Source organism: Chryseobacterium defluvii, from assembly GCF_003634775.1.
GTDB classification, from domain to species: domain Bacteria; phylum Bacteroidota; class Bacteroidia; order Flavobacteriales; family Weeksellaceae; genus Chryseobacterium; species Chryseobacterium defluvii.
The window spans coordinates 822,902-843,313 of record NZ_RBXB01000003.1; the positions used below are offsets into that span (position 1 = coordinate 822,902).

Consider the following 20,412-nt stretch of genomic DNA (forward strand, 5'->3'; position numbering starts at 1 on the left):
GTAAATATGATCCTTTTCGCTGTAATGGAGAGTTTAATTTTTTTTAACAAGAAATCGGAAGTTTTCAAAAAATAAATTACATTCGTATTAAATTACTAAAAAAAACAAACTTTATGAAGAAATTTTATTCTGGTGTATTATTGTTGATGATGACTCTCCTATTCGGGCAGATCAGCTATACCATTACACCTAATCCATTTAATGAAACAGATCAGATCACATTAAGCGTACCCGGAAATCAGATCGATGAATCTGCATGGGGTGTTGTCGGAAATGCTATTTACATCTGGTCCTGGTCTTTGGATACGAATTATAATAACAGCCAGGACTGTCCTACCAACGGAAGCTGGAATAATTCCAATGAAGCGAACAGGCTTTCCTATAACGCAGGGACTGATACTTATTCTTTAACCTTTACTCCTACTACGTTTTTCAACAGAACAGGAATCGGAAGATTCGGTTTTTTATTGAAAGATAAGACAGGAGCCCATCAAACCGCAGATCATTTTGTAAACGTGGGTGTTTTGAGCTTGAGTATGACGAATCCTTTAGCAAATACTCTAACATCAGTTCCAACGGGAAATGCCATCAATATTACAGCTACAACTAATGTAAATGCAACATTCCAGTTAAAGGCAAACGGAACTGTGGTGAATTCAACATCTACGCCTTCCACTTCTTATTCTTACAGCTATACTGTAACAGGAGATGCAAGTATGGAGCTTATTGCAACAGATGCCAATTCAAATTCCAAAAACGCAACCTTCATTTTACAGGTTCCAAGAAATGTTGTGTCTGAAGCAATTCCTAGTTGGATAAAGCAGGGAATTAATTATCATCCTACAGATAATACAAAAGTAGGATTGGCATTATATGCTCCTTTTAAAAATTTCGTTCATGTGATCGGCAGTTTCAATGGCTGGACAGTTAATGATGCTTATCTGATGAAAAGAGATACCACAAACCCTGATCTTTACTGGATTGAGCTAAATGGATTAACCCCTGCACAGCTATATACTTTTCAGTATAGAACCAATGATCTGAAAAAAGTGGCAGATCCTTTCTCACCACAGATTTTATCTTCTTATGACGACCAGTGGATATCGGCTTCTACCTATCCAGGCTTACCAGCATTCCCTGCAGGACAGGAATTTGAGGTTTCCATGTTTAAAACAGGTCAGACACCATACAACTGGCAGGTAACCAATTTCCAGAGACCGAATAAAGAAAATCTGGTAATCTATGAATTGCTGTTAAGAGATTTTACCCAGGAAAAAAACTGGCAGTCTTTAATCAATAAGATTGCATATTTAAAGAATTTGAATATCAATGCGATAGAGCTTCTTCCGATTATGGAATTTGAGGGAAACCTTTCCTGGGGGTACAATACATCTTTCCACTATGCTATTGATAAAGCTTACGGAACACCTGAAAAATTCAAAGAATTTGTAGACCTGTGTCACCAAAACGGAATTGCCGTAATTTTGGATATTGCTTTCAATCATGCTACAGGAAGATCCCCATTGGTTAGGCTCTGGAATATAGATCCGGATAACGACGGATATGGGGATGTTGCAGCTAATAATCCTTATTTCAATCAGGTTCCAAAGCATTCGTACAATGTTTTCAATGACTTTAACCATACAAGTACTGCCACCAGATATTATGTGGAGAGATCTTTGCAACAGTGGTTAACGGAATATCATATTGATGGATTCCGTTGGGATCTAACAAAAGGATTTACCCAGAGCTGTTCTGCAAATGATGAAACATGTACCAATGCTTATCAACAGGACAGAGTGGATATTATGAAATATTATGCCGACAAGCAATGGGCAATTGATCCTAATTCCTATATGATTTTTGAACACCTGGGAACAGATGCTGAAGAGCAGCAGTGGGCCAATTACAGAATTGCTGAAGGGAAAGGAGTAATGCTTTGGAACAAGCAGACCGATCCTTACAATCAGAATACGATGGGGTATAAAGATAATAGTAACTATGACAGAATGGATCATGAACTTCATGGTTTTACCAATATGCATGCTGTGGGATTCGGAGAAAGCCATGATGAAGAAAGACTGATGTTTAAAAACCTTTCTTATGGTGCTGTAAATGGAGCTTACGATGTTAAAAACCTGAATACGGCACTGGAAAGAATGAAAACTTTCGGCGCTACTTTCTTCACGATTCCCGGACCTAAAATGATCTGGCAGTTTGGTGAGCTTGGGTATGAATTCAGTATCAACAGATGTCCTGACGGGTCTATCAATAGCGGCTGCAGAACTGATGAAAAACCGGTTGCCTTTACATTAGGATATGATACCAATACCAATAGAAAAGCAATTTACGATACATGGGCTAAAATCATCAATATCAGAAATGCCAATCAGGTATTTAAATCGAAAACCTATAGTGTAGAATCCAACAACCTTACCAACGATCCGGATGGTTTGATTACCAGAATATATGTATATGATACGACGGCAACAGGAATTAAAAATATTGTGGTATTAGCTAATTATAACACATCGGCTAAAGATGTTGTACCTTATTTCCCATATACCGGACAATGGCAGAATCTGATGGATAATACGATTTTAAATGTGGCTTCCACAACTGCTCCTATTACACTTCAGCCGGGAGAATTCAGAATCTTTGGAAACTATACCGGAACCCTATCTACAATAGATCAAAATGCAGAATATAAGTTGTCTCTTCAGATCGCAGATAACCCCGTAAAAAACGGATTGGCAAAGTTGATTTATCACAAGGCTAAAAACGGAGAAATTACCATTTATGATATGAGTGGTAAAAAATTGGATTCATTTAAATTGAAGGATGAGAACGGCACTTATGAATTAAAAGCCCATTATCCTGCAGGAACTTATCTGGTTCATTTAAAATCCGATACCGGAGTGGCAATTCAGAAAATGATCATAAAATAATTAATTAACCTTTTAATAGCAAAAAGAGAGATAATTGAAAAATTGTCTCTCTTTTATTTAAAACGAGGATTACAGAAGACTTTCCTCATCTGAAACCTTTAAGAGTTTTAAAATGAATTAATAATTCTTATCTTTGCAGCCACAAAAATTCTACAATGTCTAAGTCATTAATTCCAAAATTAGAAGCTATAAAACAAAGATATAATGAGGTAGCAGACCTTATTATACAGCCTGATGTGATTTCAGATCAAAAAAGATATTCTTCTTTGAATAAAGAATATAGTGATTTGGGGAAAATTGTTAGAGTATATGATCAGTACAAAGGAGCCTTGGACACCATTACAGAATCCGACGAAATCATTGCAGATGGTTCAGACAGAGATCTGGTAGACCTGGCGAAAATGGAAAAGCTTGAAGCTCAGGATAAAATTCCCGGACTTGAAGAAGAATTGAAAGTATTACTGATCCCGAAAGATCCTGCAGACGACAAAAACGTGATCGTGGAATTACGTGCGGGAACAGGAGGTGATGAAGCCGCGATCTTTGTGGAAGATATTTACAGAATGTATTCTATGTATTTCAAAACAAAAGGATGGAAACATGAAGTAACAGATTCCAATGAAGCAGCCAAGGGATATAAAGAACTGATCATGAAAGTAGAAGGAGAAGGAGTATATGGAATCATGAAGTTTGAATCCGGAGTTCACCGGGTACAACGTGTTCCTGAAACGGAATCCCAAGGAAGAGTTCATACTTCTGCCATTACAGTAGCGGTTTTACCTGAAGCTGAAGAAGTGGACGTAGAAATCAATCCTGCAGATATCGAAATGCAGACTTCACGTTCCGGAGGAGCGGGAGGTCAGAACGTAAACAAAGTTGAAACAAAAGTTCAGCTTACGCATAAACCTTCAGGAATTGTAGTAGTTTGTCAGCAGGCCCGTTCCCAGTTAGCCAACCGTGAATTGGCAATGGAAATGCTTCGTGCTAAATTATATGATATTAAATTACAGGAAGTGCAGGGAGATATTGCTGCACAAAGAAAAACAATGGTTTCTACGGGAGACCGTTCCGCAAAAATCAAAACCTACAATTATCCTCAGGGAAGAGTTACAGATCACAGAATCAATAAGTCCATCTACAACCTTGATGCTTACATGAACGGAGATATTTCAGAAATGATAGATGCCGTAATCATGGCAGAAAATGCAGAGAAGATGAAAGGTGAAGAGGAAAGCTTATAAAAAATAACCACATTTGTTAAAAGGCTTTTGATATTCAAAAGCCTTTTTTTATGATATATCACAGAACTTTAAATCAATAAATATGAAAAATTTTAAACTCATCTTATTTTTATTCCTGGTAGGAACGGGTCAGCAACTTATGGCACAAAAGGAAGTGAAAAAACCGGCAGAAGTATTTGAACTGTTTTTCGGAACGTTCTTAAATAACAATGAAGCGGCACAAACTAAGCTTAATGATTATTTGAGGCCCACAGTAGAAGGACAGGATGCCTATCAGGGGAGCTTTAAAGAGGCATCAGAAGAAACCATTAAAAACGGAGCGGATAATTTTCTATCCGTATTTTCTAAAGCTACAGCATCAGCCTGTAAAAAGGAAGCGGAAGATTATTTTAGAGCGATGTTTGGGAATTTCAGAAACGGAAAACTTACCGTTAAAAACGTAAAAATGGTTCCTAATGAATATATTGAAGATCAAAAAATTGCTGAGATAACTTATACAGTAAGTTTTAAAATACCTTCAAAAGTAACGCACGGTCCCCAAGGAGATCCAGGAAAAGTAAAGGCGGAAGAGCTGAAAAAGTATTTGGTACAGACCGTTCAGGATTTAAAAAACGCAGATAAAACAGTAAGCTTCGATCAGAAGTTCAGTTTATATGAGCTTAAGGTAGAAGATAAAATATATTACTGGAATGGCAGTCCGGATGAGATTGTTACTAATCTTACAGATCTTTATTTTGACAGCTTTTAAAGCTGAGAGTCAAAAAATAGTAATGAATAGATAATCATCATATAAAGTTCCTGTTTCCGGAACTTTTTTTATTTCACCTACTTTGCTTATTTTTGAGAAAATCATAAAATATGAATATCAAATCCGTTTTATTAACAGCTGGAGTTTTATTTTCGGCCTCTTTTTATTCTCAAAAAATAATGAATTATCCTAAAGCATTAAAAGGAAATCAAACAGATACGTACTTTGGGACTGCTGTGGCAGACCCCTTCAGAGATTTGGAAAATGATTCGGAGCCCACTAAAAAATGGGTGGATGAAGAAGTAGCTTATAGTCAAAACTATCTTTCAAAAATCCCTTTCAGGGAACAAATTAAGAGCCAGCTGAGAGATATCTGGAATTATGAAAAAATTTCAGCTCCATTCAAAGAAGGAGATTATACGTATTATTACAAAAACGACGGATTGCAGGCCCAGTCGGTTTTATACAGGACCAATAATAAAACCAAAACCACTGAAGTATTTCTGGATCCGAATAAATTCTCGGAAAAAGGAACAACCTCCCTTTCTAACCTGTCATTCAATAAAAAAGGAAATTTAGCTGCTTACTCTATTTCAGAAGGCGGAAGCGACTGGAACAAAATTATCATCATTGATGCCATCACCAAAAAGCAAATTGATGAAACTCTAACGGATGTAAAATTCAGCGGAATCTCATGGCAGGGAGATGAAGGATTTTATTATTCAAGCTACGATAAACCAAAAGAAGGAACGGTGCTTTCCGGAATGACAGATAAGCATAAAGTATATTTCCACAAATTAGGAACAAAACAATCTGATGATAAACTGATCTTCGGTGGAGAAAAAACACCTCGCAGATACATTGGGGCAGGAGTTTCGGAAGATCAGAGATTCCTGATTATTTCTGCGGCGAATGCAACCAACGGAAATGAATTATACATTAAAGATTTAAAAAACGGAGGTGACTTTGTTCAAATTAATAAAGGATTTGACATCAATGCAAGCATCGTTGATACACAAGGCGATGATATCTTCATTTTTACAGATAAAGATGCTCCTAATATGCGCCTGGTAAAAACAAGCATCAAAAACCCTTCACCCGATACATGGAAAGATGTGATTCCGCAAACAGAAAATGTCCTGGGGATTTCTTCCGGGGGTGGTTATTTCTTTGCTACCTATATGGTGGATGCTATTGATCAGGTAAAGCAATATGATAAAAACGGGAAGCTGATCAGAGAAATTAGTCTGCCCGGCAAAGGAAATGTTTCAGGATTTGGAGGTAAGGAAGAAGAAAAAGAATTGTATTTTTCGTTCAGCAACTATATTACTCCGGGAACCACCTATAAATTCAATGCGGATTCAGGAAAATCAGAAGTTTATCAGAAGCCTAAAGTAAAATTCAATCCGGAAGATTATATTTCAGAGCAAGTGTTCTATACTTCAAAGGACGGAACCAAGATTCCGATGATGATCAATTATAAAAAAGGAACTAAGCTTAATGGTAAAAATCCAACGATTTTATATTCTTACGGAGGGTTCAATATCAGCTTACAGCCGGCTTTCTCTGTAGTCAATGCTATCTGGATGGAAAATGGAGGTATCTATGCCGTTCCGAACATTCGGGGAGGTGGTGAATATGGGAAAAAGTGGCATGATGCAGGAACCAAAATGCAGAAGAAGAACGTTTTTGAAGACTTCATTGCAGCAGGAGAATATTTGCAGAGCAAAGGATATACTTCCAAAGAGTATATGGCACTTTCAGGAAGATCAAACGGAGGCTTATTGGTTGGAGCTACAATGACTATGCGTCCTGATTTAGCAAAAGTAGCATTCCCGGGAGTTGGAGTACTGGACATGTTGAGATACAACAAATTTACTGCAGGGGCAGGATGGTCTTACGATTATGGAACTGCCGAAGATAATAAAGAAATGTTTGAATATTTAAAATCATATTCTCCCGTACATAATGTAAAAGCCGGAACCTGTTATCCTTCAACAATGATTATTACCAGTGATCACGACGACAGGGTAGTTCCAGCACATTCCTTTAAATTCGGAGCTGAGCTTCAGGAAAAACAAGGATGTGGAAACCCTATTTTATTAAGAATTGAAAAGAACGCAGGTCACGGTGCAGGAAGAGCAACAGAACAGGTGATCAGTGAAAATGCAGATCTTATTTCTTTTGCCTTGTTTGAAATGGGAATTAAAAAATTAGGAAAATAAGTAAAGTCCGATAAAATTAAACATTGGCGGGTCTTTGCTAAGTGAAACGCCTTTGCGATCTTAAAACAGCATGGTTGTTTCCAAAAGCATTGCTTACTTTGCGATAAATTAAAGCATTTTATAACTCACTAATAGAGGCGATTTTGCAGTTTTGCAATTTCGCCTTTTTACTTTAGAAATTAGCACAGAATTATTAACACAAAAATCCGTAATTTTATGCGCCTAATAAATCTGAAAAATGAGAAGGGAAATCCAGAACAAAACTCCTCAATTTAGCATAGCCAGACACAATACAGAAATCTACCCATTTGAAAAAGATGGTTTGCAGCTAAAATCGTCCTATACTGCCGAAGATATTAAAGATAGATCTTTAACGGAGACTTCACCGGGAATTGCACCCTACTTAAGAGGCCCATATTCCACGATGTATGTTCAAAAACCGTGGACGATCCGTCAATATGCGGGCTTTTCCACAGCAGAAGAATCCAATGCATTCTATAGAAGAAACTTAGCAGCAGGACAAAAAGGACTTTCCGTAGCCTTCGATCTGGCGACCCACAGAGGGTATGATTCAGATCATGCAAGAGTGATAGGTGATGTTGGAAAAGCAGGAGTAGCGATTGATTCTGTAGAAGATATGAAAATCTTGTTCAACGAAATCCCTTTGGATCAGATTTCCGTTTCTATGACAATGAATGGTGCGGTTTTACCCATTCTGTCTTTCTACATCGTAGCGGCAGAAGAGCAAGGTGTAAAACAGGAGCTTCTTTCAGGAACTATTCAGAATGATATTTTGAAAGAATTTATGGTGAGAAATACCTACATTTATCCACCTGCGCCTTCTATGAAAATTATCGCGGATATATTTGAATATACTTCTCAAAATATCCCGAAATTCAACTCAATTTCCATTTCAGGATACCACATGCAGGAAGCAGGAGCTACTCCGGTATTGGAAATGGCTTATACTTTGGCAGATGGTCTTGAATACGTAAGAACAGGGATCAAAGCGGGAATGAATGTTGATGATTTTGCACCAAGATTATCCTTTTTCTGGGCCATCGGGATGAATCACTTCATGGAAATTGCTAAAATGCGTGCTGCAAGATACATCTGGGCCAATCTTTTAAAACAATTCAATCCTCAAAATCCAAAATCTTTAGCGTTAAGAACACATTCTCAGACTTCGGGATGGTCTTTAACAGAGCAGGAGCCTTTCAATAATATTACCAGAACAGCCATTGAGGCGCTATCCTCAGCTTTAGGGGGAACTCAATCCCTTCATACCAATGCCTTGGATGAAGCCATTGCGCTTCCTACAGATTATTCTGCAAAAATTGCCAGAAATACCCAGATCATCCTTCAACAGGAAAGCGGAATATGTGATGTGGTAGATCCGATGGGGGGAAGTCATTTAATTGAAAGTCTTACCCAGCAGATGATTGAAGAAGCGATGAAATACATTGATGAGGTGGAACAGGAAGGCGGGATGACCAAGGCGATCGAAGCAGGAATTCCTAAAATGAGAATTGAAGAAGCCGCTGCCAGAAAACAGGCAAAAATTGATAGTGGTGAAGAATTTATCATTGGAGTAAACTCATTCAGGTCATCTTTAAAACAAGATGAAATAGAGATCTTAGATATTGATAATACCGAAGTCCGCAGAAAACAAATTGAAAGATTAAATACGATAAAAGCAGAAAGAAATGCTGACGCTGTTGAACATATCTTAAACGAAATCCGCGAAAGTGCAAAAACAGGAAAAGGTAATCTTTTGGCATTATGTATTGAAGCAGCCCGCAGAAGAGTAACATTAGGAGAAATGAGTGATGCCATGGAAGAAAGCTTCGGAAGATATAAAGCAAACATTAAAACAATTTCTGGAGTATATGCTATGAACGCCGGGAAAAACGAATATTTTGAAAAAGCCCTTCAATTAACCCAAAAATTTGAGGAAGAAGAAGGACGCCGCCCAAGACTAATGGTTGCCAAAATGGGACAGGACGGCCACGACAGAGGAGCAAAAGTAGTAGCAACAGCATTTGCCGATATGGGATTTGATGTTGACGTTGCTCCATTATTCCAGACACCTGAAGAAGTAGCAAAACAGGCCGTAGAAAACGATATCCATATCTTAGGAGTGTCTTCTCTTGCTGCGGGACACAAAACTTTAGTTCCACAGGTCGTAGAGGAGCTGAAAAAACTGGGCGCAGACGATATCACTATCGTTGTAGGAGGAGTAATTCCACAACAGGATTATGAGTTCTTATATGCAAATGGTGCCGATTTCATCTTCGGTCCCGGAACCAACCTTCCGAAATGTGCTGTGGATATTTTAGAGAAATTTTTAGGATAGCAATAATAAAAACACAAATTATGAAAACAGGAAATTTTACCAATATTAAAATAATTTTTCTCTTTTTCTTTTTTAGCTTACAATGTTTTGATGCACAAGTAACAATAGCTCCTGTAGGTTCACCGGCAACATTACCTAATATTAATTTGAATGATATTGATAATATCTGTACAATAAGTAATAACTACAGAGGTCTGACAAAAATATCAAGTGTTGACCCATCAAATAATTATCAGGCAACTTTTAACAATAATACATGGAATTCAGGGGCTTGGTTTAGAGGATATTTTTCCGGATTTGAAGATACATTAGATAAAAGGACAAAATTTTATAATGAAAACTGGAGCTCTCATCCCTTGGCAAGATCTACCAGTAAGGTTGTAAGAGGTCTTATTCATTATAATAATTTCAGAGGTGAAAACGGTAATGCTAATTACAATTTGAATATTGACCAGATCGTTGATGGACTGAAATATCTCCAGACACAAATCCAGCCTAGTGGAGGAGTTATTTGGTGGTTTGAGAGGCCGGGGCTTAACACTTTTGACCAGGATGATACCCCAGGAGCGAATAACATTCATATCTATGAAACAGGGCATACCTTGGCTACCTTGTGTGATGGTTATATGTATCTGAAGAAAATAAATAAGCTGGATAGGGTGCCAAACCTGATACAGGATATAAATAAAATTGCCGGATTTATTGAACAGATCCCGGTTCCAACTACTGATATTTTGGACCCCTCTACACAATATAATACGGCAGATTATATGGCATTTGGATTATGGGGATTATCAAAAGCCTATAAAGTAACTAAAAACTGCAATTATTTAAATAAGGTAACAGAAATTTGTAATTGGTTCATTGCTTATCAAAGTTTGGATAATACAAACAATGAAGAATGTAAAGGGACATGGAAATTTTCTTCTCAAACTGAGAATAATGTGCAAATTTACAGTAATACAAAAATTGTCTATCATTTAGTATGTGTACGAGGACTGATAGAAGCATTTGATATAATACCAGCTTCTTCCTCCATTAGGGAAAATCTATCTAATACAATAAAGTTAGGAGTAAACCATATAATAAAGAAAAGAGTAAGAGAATCTGATCAAACATTAAGCTGGCTACAATTCGATACTAACTGCCAAACCTTAGCAAATATTGACTATGCTTACTATTATGATAATGATCAAGTAGAACCTATAGCATTACTTGCTTATTATGCAACACTTCATAATGACTTATTTAATAATTCTGAAAAAGAATATCTAAAAAACTTTTTGATAAAAATGAGTTTGTATTCAGGATCAAGAATACTTCCAAGCACAAACAATCAAGGGGATTATGGAGCACTTATCCAAATGCATTCCTGGGCTTATTATGTGGATTATTATAATGCGATTACCCACGGCTATAAAATTTTTGCTGAAGACGGAAATCCATATTATGATTCCAATAAAGTGATGAATAAAATGGTGTCGGGAGATTTTGATAATGATGGGAAACAGGACGATATTGCTGCGTTTTATGATTACGGGGGTGACCCAATTAACGGGATGACAACAGAACTTCATGTGTTAAAGGGAACAGGTAGTAATTTCAACTTTTCTTCGTCAAGTATTTATTGGCAGGCACCAAATTATAATTCAGCTCAAATAGTAGGGAATACCGTTTCCGGAGATTTTGATAATGATGGGAAACAGGACGATATTGCTCTTTTTTATGATTTAGGAACAGACCCTGTGAATGGAGCAAAAACAGCTATCCACGTATTTAAAGGAAATGTAAATAGCTTTGAATATTCCGGGACAAATGGGTTTTGGCAATCTCAGGGCTATGATTCAGGAAAAATAACAGATAGAATAGTTTCCGGAGATTTTGATAATGATGGTAAAGTAGATGATATAGCGGCTTTTTATGATTATGGTACCGGAGGGACACGTATCCATGTATTTAGAGGTACAGGGTCCGGGTTTGAATATCTTAATGGGGCAGACGGTTTTTGGCAACAAACAAGTTATGATGCTAATAAAATAACAGGGAAGATAGTTTCCGGAGATTTCGATAATGATGGGAATTTTGATGATATTGCCGCTTTTTATGATGATGGAAATACGGCAAATGGGATTAAGACATCTATTCATGTTTTTAAAGGAACGGGTACAGGTTTCGATTATTCTGATCCTAATGGATTTTGGAATACAACGGGATATGATTCTAATAAAATAACAGGACGTGTAGTTTCCGGAGACTTTGACAATGATGGTAAATATGATGATATCATTGCCTTTTATGATTATGGATCCAATGAAACTCGTGCTCATATATTCAGAAGTACAGGTACAGGGTTTGAATATCTTCCTTATGCATCAGATGGTTTTTGGCAGAATATTAACTATAAAGCAGATAATATAACAGGAAGATTAATTTCCGGTGATTTCGATAATGATGGAAATTTTGATGATATCGCAGGCTTTAAAAACAATACAAATCAAAATTCTTCGATTAACGTCTGGCTTTCCTCAAATCATGATTTCCAATATACCGGAATAGATAACTGGTTTGGATGCGGATCAAATAGCAATAATATTTTTATAGCGGCGAAGAGTCCTAACAATTATAATAGTATAGAGTATTCCGTATCAGCAAAAAATCAGAACGAAATAGTAGTGTATCCAAATCCTGCAGATGATATAATTAACATTAAGTATCAACTAAAAGAGAAAGGCTCAGTATTAATAAATATTTCAACTTTCGAAGGAAGAAGAATTAATATTCAGCCATATATAAAAGAAGAAAAAGGTATTTACAATAAAGTGTATAATATTAAACGATATCATTTAACTAAAGGAACTTACCTTGTTGAAATATATATCAATAATATTTTGCACACAAAGAAAATAATAATAAAATAGGTTAATGATTTGAGTCTCGAAAGCTATCAAAATTTCTAATGTAATTGATTTCTTTACCATTATCATGTGCTTTCCTTTTTGCAAATGGTGCCGATTTCATCTTCGGTCCCGGAACCAACCTTCCGAAATGTGCTGTGGATATTTTAGAGAAATTTTTAAGTTAATTAACATTTGTAAAGGGTAAGCTGTATGATTTTTGTATTATTTACTGAAAAATTTCATTATGGCTTATACAGTAATTTCAGTATTTCCTGCTACTGTAGATACAGAGGAAATTAAAGAAGATTTAACAAATCAGGGCTTTGATAGAGCAAATATTATCGTTTCAAAATCAAGGCTGGAGAACAGATCACCGGATGGTCATTACGAAGAAGATGTGAAAACAAGAAGTTTCTGGGATTATATCTTTGCCCATGATACAGAAATGTTAGAAGCCTACAAAAAAGAAAGTGTAGGAAAAAATAACATTATTGTGTATACGGATACTGCTGAAGATGCACAGAAGGCAAAAGCGATTCTTGATAAAAAGGGAGCAATAGAAGTGTATCGTAAACAGCCGGAATCCAATGTACCCGAAGGTATGTCTGAAGAAACATACAATGGAATTATTGCCAAAGCAAGGCATAATTTATATTTTCTGGATTCAGAAAGAGTATATAAATCGGGAAGCAAAGGGATGGATGAACCCATGGATAGCCAGGGATCAGAAGACTGATTTCACAACATATGTAGAAATAGAAGAAGCCTGAATATTTGTTCAGGCTTTCTTATTTTCGGATAAAAAAGTTGCAGTTTCAGAAAATTTAATATATTTGCACCAGAAAATTAAAGTTTAACCATTTAATAACAACGAAGCAAATGTTCAGATTTAATCATAATTCTACAGTTGGATTACCGCTTATGGTGGTAAGGCTTCGTGGTATGGTACATTCTTAGAATAACAGTATAATGAAATATCAGAACCCGAAGTCGTAGAGATTTCGGGTTTTTTATTGCGCAATATTTCAAACTTAGTTTCCCCGAAATCCTTTTAATATCATTTTGAACGAAGTGAAGGATTGGCTCTTTACCGGTTCATAATAATTATCTTGTCATTCTGTCCAAGAAGAATTTGTTTTTCTTAGTCAAAAATGACAAAAATTCATATCAACTAAATTTTTAGTTGATAGATCAATGGTGTGTATATTAGAAGCTGACTTCTAACCTCACCTCTAATTTCTAAAACAAAAACAATGGGAAATTTAAAACTAAAAGGAAAAGATATATTAAAATTAGGCTATCCAAACAACCAAAGTGTAAACATCGCTCTGGAGGTTATGAAAAGAAATTTTGCAACAAAAAACATTCATTATGTGAAATCTCTTTTAAAAGAAATACTCCTGAATCCGGAACATTTTGAAAAAGATTTAACATTCGGGCAAATTGCTGAAGCTTTGCTTTCATCAAAGAAAACAGAGAAGAGAATGCTCAATACAAACCGTGCTTCTTTTCAGATTTTCGGACCTCAAATTTCAGATGAAGCGAAAAATCAGCTGTATACTGCTTTGAAACTCCCCATTTCAATACAGGGAGCTTTAATGCCCGATGCACACAGCGGTTATGGACTTCCGATCGGGGGAGTTCTTGCTGTGGAAAATGCAGTCATTCCTTATGGAGTCGGGATGGATATAGGTTGCAGAATGAGCCTCAGTATTTTGGATACGCCAATTTCATATCTGGATGGTGCTAAAGATAAATATGAAAAAGCACTGGCTGAACATACCAAATTCGGAATGTATGAAACGCATAAACTTCATGGAGAACATGAAATTTTCGATAGAGATACATTTGATATGATTCCGGTTTTGAGGAGATTAAAAGGGAAAGCCATTAAGCAAATGGGAACTTCCGGTGGCGGAAACCATTTTGTAGAATTCGGGGAAGTGGAAATTACCGAAGAGGACGAACAGATTGGATTACCGAAAGGTAAATATCTGGGAATTCTTTCACATAGCGGTTCGCGTGGATTGGGAGCTGAAATCGCCCAGTATTATTCAAGGGTTGCAGTAGAACAATGTCCGTTGCCAAAAGAAGCGCAGCAATTTGCATGGCTGGATTTGAATACCCACCTCGGATTAGAATATTGGACAGCTATGAATTTAGCAGGAGATTATGCTTCAGCCTGTCACGATGATATTCACAGACGATTGGTAAAAGCAGTTGGTGGAAGAGTGAAAGCGAGAATCGAAAACCACCACAATTTTGCCTGGAAAGAAATCCATAATGGAAAAGAAGTGATTGTTCACAGAAAAGGGGCTACTCCGGCCCATAAAAATGAACTGGGAATGATTCCCGGATCCATGACGGCAAAAGGATTTATCGTTCGTGGAAAAGGAAATCCGGATTCCCTGAATTCAGCTTCACATGGAGCAGGAAGAGCTTATTCAAGAGGAGAATGCAGAAATCTTTTCACTCAAAATGACATCAAAAAAGAATTGAAACTAAAGAATGTCATTTTAATGGGCGGAAATGCAGAAGAAGCACCAATGGCATATAAAGACATCAACGAAGTGATGAATGCACAAAGCGAATTGGTAGACATCCTCGGAACCTTTCAACCGAGAATCGTAAGAATGGATAAATAATTTGGTTAATAGTTGAGAGTTATTGGTTGGCAGATTATTTCATGCTGACCATTCTCAACCATTAATATTCAACTTAAAATTAAAAAGAAATGGGAGCACCACATAATATAAAAAGATACGGTGAAGTCTGGCCGGAATTCAGAATCAGGCACGGACTTGAAATTTTAGAAAAATTAAAACATAAGATCATTTTATCTGGAGGCTGGGCATGGCATTTTATGTCTGAAGCAGGGCATACGGAATATAAACATGCCCACGATCATAAGGATATTGATGTTTTTGTAGAAAAAGAAAATGTTGCCGGGGTGATAATCATTCTTCAACAGGAAGGCTTTCAGAAAGTCTGGACCCGTTACGATCATTTACCCAGTGAAGAGAACTTTCGAAGGTATGAGAAAACGGTAGAACTGGATAACGGAAAATCTCACAGGATTACCATAGATTTTTTTGAAAGAAACGGGTTGGAAACTGTTGAATCTAATGGATTTACTGTTGTAAAACCCGAAATCCTGCTTTCATTTTACAGAAATATCCATTCCAGTGATAAATGTTGGGCTGTAATGGCTGCCAAAGATTTATTGGAAAAAGGAATAAATCCTGTTGGTCATTCCAGATTAAGTGAAATACCAAAATAAAATGGAAAAATTAATACAGATTACCTCAGGAAGAGGACCTTTGGAATGTCAGTGGGTAGTTGCCAAAATTCTGAAGGTCTTCCTTGAGGAAGCAAAAGATAATCATATAGAATATGAAATCATTCACCGTGAAAATGGTGATGAAAACCTGACATTGAAATCCGTAAGTATACTTTTAAAAGGAAAAGATTTATCTCAATTTTTAAAAGGCTGGCTAGGAAGTATCTGTTGGGTAGGAAAAAGTACATTCCGGAAGCTGCATAAAAGAAGCAATTGGTTTATCGGAATTTTTGAGATGGAAGGATTGGAAAAGATCAATTTCAATGAAAAAGATATTCAGTTTCAAACGACGAGAAGCCAGGGAAGTGGTGGGCAAAATGTAAACAAAGTCAACACTGCTGTTCGTGCTACACATATTCCCAGCGGGAAAAGTGTGTTTGTACAGGATTCCCGATCACAGTTGGAGAATAAAAAGCTTTCCATTATTCGGTTAAAAGAAAAAATGATGGAGCTGCATATTCAACAGCTGGAAAAAAGAATGCAGGAAACCTGGAACAATCATTTGCAGGTGCAGAGAGGAAACCCGGTCCGTACATTTTCCGGGACAGATTTTAAAAAGAATTACAAGGATAAATCTTTCAAAAAGCAAAGAAATGTCCTGAAAAATGAATTAAAAAACAACAACAATGACCTTAACTAAGAATAAATACTATTTCGAAGCCTTAGATAATTATCCATACAGTCTTCCTGACTGTCTGGAAGCCTTGAATTATGCATTGTCTTACGATCCTGAAGATGCGGACAGCCTTTGTCTGATGGGAAGAATCTATAGTGAAATGCTAAATGACTTTGAAAAAGCAAAACTCTATTTTGAAGAAGCTATGCAATGTGACATGACGAATTTAAATGTACCTCAATATTATATTAAATGTCTATTGGATAACGAAGACCTGAGAGAAGCCGAAAAGTTAATTGAATATTCATTGAAAATAAAAGGAATCGATAAGTCAACACTATTGTTACATAGATCTTTACTTTCCGAGAAAAGAGGAAGTTTTTCTAATGCATTGAAATTTTTGAACGAGGCAGAAAAGTATTGCTTCACACTATATAGTCTGGATTTAGTAAGAGATCGTAAAAAATTTATCAAGTCAAAAATGCCGAAGAAAAAACAAAATAAAATTGAGAAGGAGACGAAATGAGTCTCCTTTTTTGTAGATTTAATTTATGAAATACATTATTTTTTTGCTCTTGCTTTTGCTCTTCTCTTGTAAGAAAAGTGAAAATAGAAAAGAAGAGATTATTCCCAAAGATGAAACTTTAGATCTAAAGTATGAGGTTTTAAATCAATTGATAAATGAAATAGAAGCAAAAGAAAAATTTACAGATACATATGTTTATAACATTTCCGTGAAACCTATTTCTTTAGAAATACCGATGGATACCAATGAACCGCCTCCACCTCCGCCAGGATTTGGAATCAGTTTGAATTATGATTCAATATTTATAAGTAAGGATTCCGCTTATTATCGGGACGAAATTCAAATATTGAAGAAGTTTAAATTTGACAAAAATAGAATAAAAAAGCACCTACAATATACTACGGATGAGGAACTGTACCAATTAAACGAAAATAAAGAAAGTGACTATTGGACAGAGTTTGATAAAAAGTATGGCAATAAATGTATTCAAAGATTTTCTGTGCCTTTTTTCAATAAAGACAAAACAATGTGTGTAGTTCAAAATTCTACTTCCTGTGGATATTTAAACGGAAGAGGATACACGGCAATTTATAAAAAAGTGGATGGAAAATGGATAGAAGTCAAATCATTTGATCACTGGATAAGTTAAGATATGAAGCTAAATTTCACCATAAAACAGCTCCGGTTAAAAGAAACATTCTCTATTGCCTATGGAAATTATGATAAAAGAGAAGCATTGCTTGTAGAATTATTTCATCAGGGCAATAAAGGATACGGGGAATGTATAGCCATAGATTATTATCAGATCAATCTGCCAAACTTTGCTTCAACATTAAAAGAAATTCAATCCCGGATTGAGGTTCATCCGATCATTCATCCCAAAGAGTTTTTTCAGTTTCTGGTGAGTCTGAATTTGCATCCATTTTTACTGTCCGCTTTAGATTGCGCGTATTGGGATCTTTTTGGAAAACTTGAAAACAAAAGTTTCATAGAACTGAATAATATACCCCATGAAAATCTGGTGGAAAGTTCCATTACAGTTTCAGTTGACGATATTGAAAAGCAAATCCTGAAAATTGAAAAAAGTAAATGGAACAGATTCAAAGTAAAATGCAAAGGATTGAATAAAGATAATGTTGAAAAGCTTTTACAGCTTAATAGAAATATCGCTTTAGATTCCAATGCAAGCTTTACCAATGAAGATTGTATCTGGTTGCAGGAAAACATAGAAGTTCAAAAATTCTCATATCTTGAACAGCCAAGACCAATTGATCAATATAGCATTTTAAAGAAAGAGGGCTTTGCCAATTGGATGGCAGATGAAGACTGCCAGGATATGGATTCTCTGGAAGAACTTATTCCCTATTACAAAAGCATCAATATAAAGCTGATGAAATGCGGCGGTTTAACACCAGCGCTGGAAATGATCCGGAAAGGCAGAGAACTGGGATACAAAATAATGATCGGCTGCATGACAGAATCATCCGTTGGGATTTCCGCAGGATGTGTATTGACCGGGCTTGCTGATTATTCAGATTTAGACGGAGCCAATCTCATTTCCAACGATTATGCAACAGGCAATTTTGTTGAAAACGGGAAAATAATGTTGTCCGGAAAGCCGGGATTAGGAATACAGTTGAAATAAAATAAGCTTTCCAAGAAAGCTTATTTTTTATTTACAGAAATCAGATAATCATACACCATTTGATGCTGGTCGTCACTCAATTTGGCTTTTGGCGCCATTCTGCTTAAGGTTTTTATCCATCCCTGATCATCATGCTTAGCCGGATCCGGTAATTTGTGACACTTGTTGCATGAATTTTCAAAAATGGTTTTTCCTTGAGCTAACTGTTCGGATGAGGTGTACTTAGGCCCGGTGACCGCTACACTCTTAGGTCCGCATGATACCATAAAAACGGAGCCTAAAATCATACCTGAAATCAATTTTTTCATAATACTATTTTTTTGAAATGATTTATTTCTTCACAGAAACAATATAATCATAAACCCATTGATGTTGCTCATCCGTAAGCTTTGCTTTCGGAGCCATAGAGTTCATAATTCCTACCCATTGTACAGAGTTGTGAGATGTTGGATCTGGCAACTTATGACATCTGCCGCATGAATTTTCAAAAATCGTTTTTCCCTGGGCAATTTGTTCAGCAGTAGAAGTGGCAGGCCCTGTAGCAGCAGTTGGCGTTGATGTTTTTGGAGTACAAGAAGCTAATAAAACAGCAGTGAATGATGCTACAGCGAATATTTTTTTCATGTTATTTAAAATTTGATTAGTAACAAATGTAATGAATTCCGCTTGCTATTGATAAAAACCCGTGTAGTTTTAATTTAGAAGAAATAAAAAGTAAGGACAAGTGAATTGTCAATGGTGAATAGTGAATTTTTAATAAAGAAAAATTGACGGGTGAAATGCATTCACCATTGACAATTCACGGTTCGCCGTTCACATTCTCACATTTAATTATTATTTTTGAATCAATGAAATTTTCTACAGAAGAGCTTATACAGGGAATACAGTCAGGTAACAAACGCCTGATCGCAAAAGCTATCACCCTGGTTGAAAGCAAAAAGGCTGAACACAGGATACAGGCGGAAGAATTATTAAAGAAAATAATGCCACTTACCGGAAATTCCATAAGAGTAGGAGTAACGGGAGTTCCGGGTGCGGGAAAGTCGACATTCATAGAAAATTTTGGAAGATTGGCTATCTCTAACGGCAGAAAAGTAGCTGTTTTGGCCATTGATCCGAGCTCTGCAGTGAATAAAGGAAGCATTTTAGGTGATAAAACCAGAATGGAAGAACTCGCAAAAGAGGAAAATGCATTCATCCGCCCTTCTCCAAGCTCCGGTTTTTTAGGCGGTGTTGCGAATACAACTTTTGAAACGATGATGATCTGCGAGGCAGCGGGTTACGACTATATTTTAATTGAAACGGTAGGAGTGGGTCAATCTGAAGTTCTGGTTGCAGACATTACAGATATATTCCTGTTCCTTAAAATTATAGGTGGTGGCGATGAGCTTCAGGGAATAAAACGCGGGATTATGGAAATGGTAGATGTTATTTTTATTAATAAAGTGGAGCAGGACAACCTTCCCAAAGCCAAAAATACACGCCTTGAATTAAAAAGAGCTTTAGATTTTATTCCTCCCAAAGAAAAAGACTGGAAAGTTCCTGTTCTGTTAGGCTCGGCTTTACATAATGAAGGCTTGGGAGACGTTTATCAGAAAATTGATGAATTTATCAGATTAAAGAAGAAAACCGGCCGTTTTGAAAAAGTCAGAACCCAACAGGCGGAAAAAAGATTCGATTATTGGGTACAGGAGTATATTCTGGCGATGATGAAGCGAAATAACTCCATGGAGGAAGCTTATATTCAGCATAAAAAAAATGCTTCGGCGATGGTTTCAAATCCAAGTACCGAAGCAAAGTTATTTGTAGAGAAATTCTTGAAGGATAGCTAGGTTTTTCCTTTTTATGAATTTCTGACAGGTTTGTTATT

The 20,412-nt window shown here is 36.4% G+C and carries 16 protein-coding genes; 14 read left to right on the forward strand and 2 right to left on the reverse strand.

The window, feature by feature from the left end:
* The first annotated feature begins 113 nt into the window (after positions 1 to 113).
* From BCF58_RS15680 to BCF58_RS15740, 13 genes are all read left to right on the forward strand, one after another.
* A complete protein-coding gene (locus BCF58_RS15680; RefSeq protein ID WP_121462738.1) occupies positions 114 to 2,948 on the forward strand; it encodes an alpha-amylase family glycosyl hydrolase in 2,835 nt (944 codons plus the stop codon).
* A gap of 155 nt (positions 2,949 to 3,103) precedes the next feature.
* Entirely contained in the window at positions 3,104 to 4,189 is a 1,086-nt protein-coding gene (prfA, locus tag BCF58_RS15685) for a peptide chain release factor 1 (RefSeq protein WP_121462739.1), read from the forward strand.
* Between the two features lie 82 nt (positions 4,190 to 4,271).
* Positions 4,272 to 4,937, forward strand: coding sequence for a hypothetical protein (locus BCF58_RS15690; RefSeq protein ID WP_228434822.1), 666 nt, complete (start codon positions 4,272 to 4,274; stop codon positions 4,935 to 4,937).
* Between the two features lie 179 nt (positions 4,938 to 5,116).
* Positions 5,117 to 7,162: a prolyl oligopeptidase family serine peptidase gene (locus tag BCF58_RS15695; protein ID WP_228434823.1), complete on the forward strand. Its 2,046-nt coding sequence runs from the start codon at positions 5,117 to 5,119 to the stop codon at positions 7,160 to 7,162.
* Positions 7,163 to 7,400: 238 nt separating this feature from the next.
* Complete coding sequence (gene scpA, locus BCF58_RS15700) at positions 7,401 to 9,518, forward strand: methylmalonyl-CoA mutase (RefSeq protein WP_121462741.1); 2,118 nt, start codon at positions 7,401 to 7,403, stop codon at positions 9,516 to 9,518.
* 20 nt (positions 9,519 to 9,538) lie between these two features.
* Positions 9,539 to 12,436, forward strand: a complete 2,898-nt coding sequence (locus BCF58_RS15705; RefSeq protein WP_170149040.1) for a T9SS type A sorting domain-containing protein — start codon at positions 9,539 to 9,541, stop codon at positions 12,434 to 12,436.
* A 223-nt stretch (positions 12,437 to 12,659) separates the two neighbouring features.
* The gene (locus BCF58_RS15710; RefSeq protein ID WP_121462742.1) at positions 12,660 to 13,151 is read left to right on the forward strand and encodes a hypothetical protein; all 492 of its coding nucleotides are present in this window, start codon (positions 12,660 to 12,662) and stop codon (positions 13,149 to 13,151) included.
* Positions 13,152 to 13,668: 517 nt separating this feature from the next.
* Positions 13,669 to 15,060 (forward strand): RtcB family protein, encoded by a 1,392-nt coding sequence (locus tag BCF58_RS15715; protein WP_121462743.1) that lies wholly within the window; start codon positions 13,669 to 13,671, stop codon positions 15,058 to 15,060.
* Between the two features lie 89 nt (positions 15,061 to 15,149).
* Positions 15,150 to 15,695 carry a hypothetical protein gene (locus BCF58_RS15720; RefSeq protein WP_121462744.1) on the forward strand — a complete coding sequence of 182 codons (546 nt, stop codon included), beginning with the start codon at positions 15,150 to 15,152 and terminating at the stop codon, positions 15,693 to 15,695.
* 1 nt (position 15,696) lies between these two features.
* Positions 15,697 to 16,395: a peptide chain release factor H gene (gene prfH, locus BCF58_RS15725; protein WP_121462745.1), complete on the forward strand. Its 699-nt coding sequence runs from the start codon at positions 15,697 to 15,699 to the stop codon at positions 16,393 to 16,395.
* Positions 16,382 to 16,897, forward strand: a complete 516-nt coding sequence (locus BCF58_RS15730; RefSeq protein ID WP_121462746.1) for a tetratricopeptide repeat protein — start codon at positions 16,382 to 16,384, stop codon at positions 16,895 to 16,897. The genes prfH and BCF58_RS15730 overlap by 14 nt, the downstream gene beginning before the upstream one ends.
* Before the next feature lie 25 nt (positions 16,898 to 16,922).
* On the forward strand, positions 16,923 to 17,546 hold the full coding sequence (locus tag BCF58_RS15735) for a hypothetical protein (protein WP_121462747.1): 624 nt from the start codon (positions 16,923 to 16,925) through the stop codon (positions 17,544 to 17,546).
* Positions 17,547 to 17,549: 3 nt separating this feature from the next.
* A complete protein-coding gene (locus tag BCF58_RS15740; RefSeq protein ID WP_121462748.1) occupies positions 17,550 to 18,542 on the forward strand; it encodes an enolase C-terminal domain-like protein in 993 nt (330 codons plus the stop codon).
* Between the two features lie 20 nt (positions 18,543 to 18,562).
* Here BCF58_RS15740 and BCF58_RS15745 read toward each other — a convergent pair whose 3' ends face one another.
* Together BCF58_RS15745 and BCF58_RS15750 are read right to left on the reverse strand one after the other, a co-directional pair.
* Positions 18,563 to 18,850, reverse strand: a complete 288-nt coding sequence (locus tag BCF58_RS15745) for a cytochrome C (RefSeq protein ID WP_121462749.1) — start codon at positions 18,848 to 18,850, stop codon at positions 18,563 to 18,565.
* 22 nt (positions 18,851 to 18,872) lie between these two features.
* Positions 18,873 to 19,166, reverse strand: coding sequence for a c-type cytochrome (locus tag BCF58_RS15750; protein ID WP_121462750.1), 294 nt, complete (start codon positions 19,164 to 19,166; stop codon positions 18,873 to 18,875).
* Between the two features lie 224 nt (positions 19,167 to 19,390).
* On the opposite strand from BCF58_RS15750, the gene meaB reads away from it, so the two are divergent.
* On the forward strand, positions 19,391 to 20,374 hold the full coding sequence (gene meaB / locus BCF58_RS15755; protein ID WP_121462751.1) for a methylmalonyl Co-A mutase-associated GTPase MeaB: 984 nt from the start codon (positions 19,391 to 19,393) through the stop codon (positions 20,372 to 20,374).
* Positions 20,375 to 20,412: the final 38 nt, after the last annotated feature.

Excerpts from the sequence above, each read along its gene's own strand:
- BCF58_RS15695 (WP_228434823.1), top strand. The coding sequence starts at position 5,117 with ATGAATTATCCTAAAGCATTAAAAGGAAATCAAACAGATACGTACTTT.
- meaB (WP_121462751.1), top strand. The coding sequence starts at position 19,391 with ATGAAATTTTCTACAGAAGAGCTTATACAGGGAATACAGTCAGGTAAC.
- BCF58_RS15750 (WP_121462750.1), bottom strand. The coding sequence starts at position 19,166 with ATGAAAAAAATATTCGCTGTAGCATCATTCACTGCTGTTTTATTAGCT.
- prfA (WP_121462739.1), top strand. The coding sequence starts at position 3,104 with ATGTCTAAGTCATTAATTCCAAAATTAGAAGCTATAAAACAAAGATAT.
- BCF58_RS15680 (WP_121462738.1), top strand. The coding sequence starts at position 114 with ATGAAGAAATTTTATTCTGGTGTATTATTGTTGATGATGACTCTCCTA.
- prfH (WP_121462745.1), top strand. The coding sequence starts at position 15,697 with ATGGAAAAATTAATACAGATTACCTCAGGAAGAGGACCTTTGGAATGT.
- BCF58_RS15740 (WP_121462748.1), top strand. The coding sequence starts at position 17,550 with ATGAAGCTAAATTTCACCATAAAACAGCTCCGGTTAAAAGAAACATTC.
- BCF58_RS15745 (WP_121462749.1), bottom strand. The coding sequence starts at position 18,850 with ATGAAAAAATTGATTTCAGGTATGATTTTAGGCTCCGTTTTTATGGTA.
- BCF58_RS15705 (WP_170149040.1), top strand. The coding sequence starts at position 9,539 with ATGAAAACAGGAAATTTTACCAATATTAAAATAATTTTTCTCTTTTTC.
- BCF58_RS15730 (WP_121462746.1), top strand. The coding sequence starts at position 16,382 with ATGACCTTAACTAAGAATAAATACTATTTCGAAGCCTTAGATAATTAT.
- BCF58_RS15710 (WP_121462742.1), top strand. The coding sequence starts at position 12,660 with ATGGCTTATACAGTAATTTCAGTATTTCCTGCTACTGTAGATACAGAG.
- scpA (WP_121462741.1), top strand. The coding sequence starts at position 7,401 with ATGAGAAGGGAAATCCAGAACAAAACTCCTCAATTTAGCATAGCCAGA.
- BCF58_RS15720 (WP_121462744.1), top strand. The coding sequence starts at position 15,150 with ATGGGAGCACCACATAATATAAAAAGATACGGTGAAGTCTGGCCGGAA.
- BCF58_RS15690 (WP_228434822.1), top strand. The coding sequence starts at position 4,272 with ATGAAAAATTTTAAACTCATCTTATTTTTATTCCTGGTAGGAACGGGT.
- BCF58_RS15715 (WP_121462743.1), top strand. The coding sequence starts at position 13,669 with ATGGGAAATTTAAAACTAAAAGGAAAAGATATATTAAAATTAGGCTAT.
- BCF58_RS15735 (WP_121462747.1), top strand. The coding sequence starts at position 16,923 with ATGAAATACATTATTTTTTTGCTCTTGCTTTTGCTCTTCTCTTGTAAG.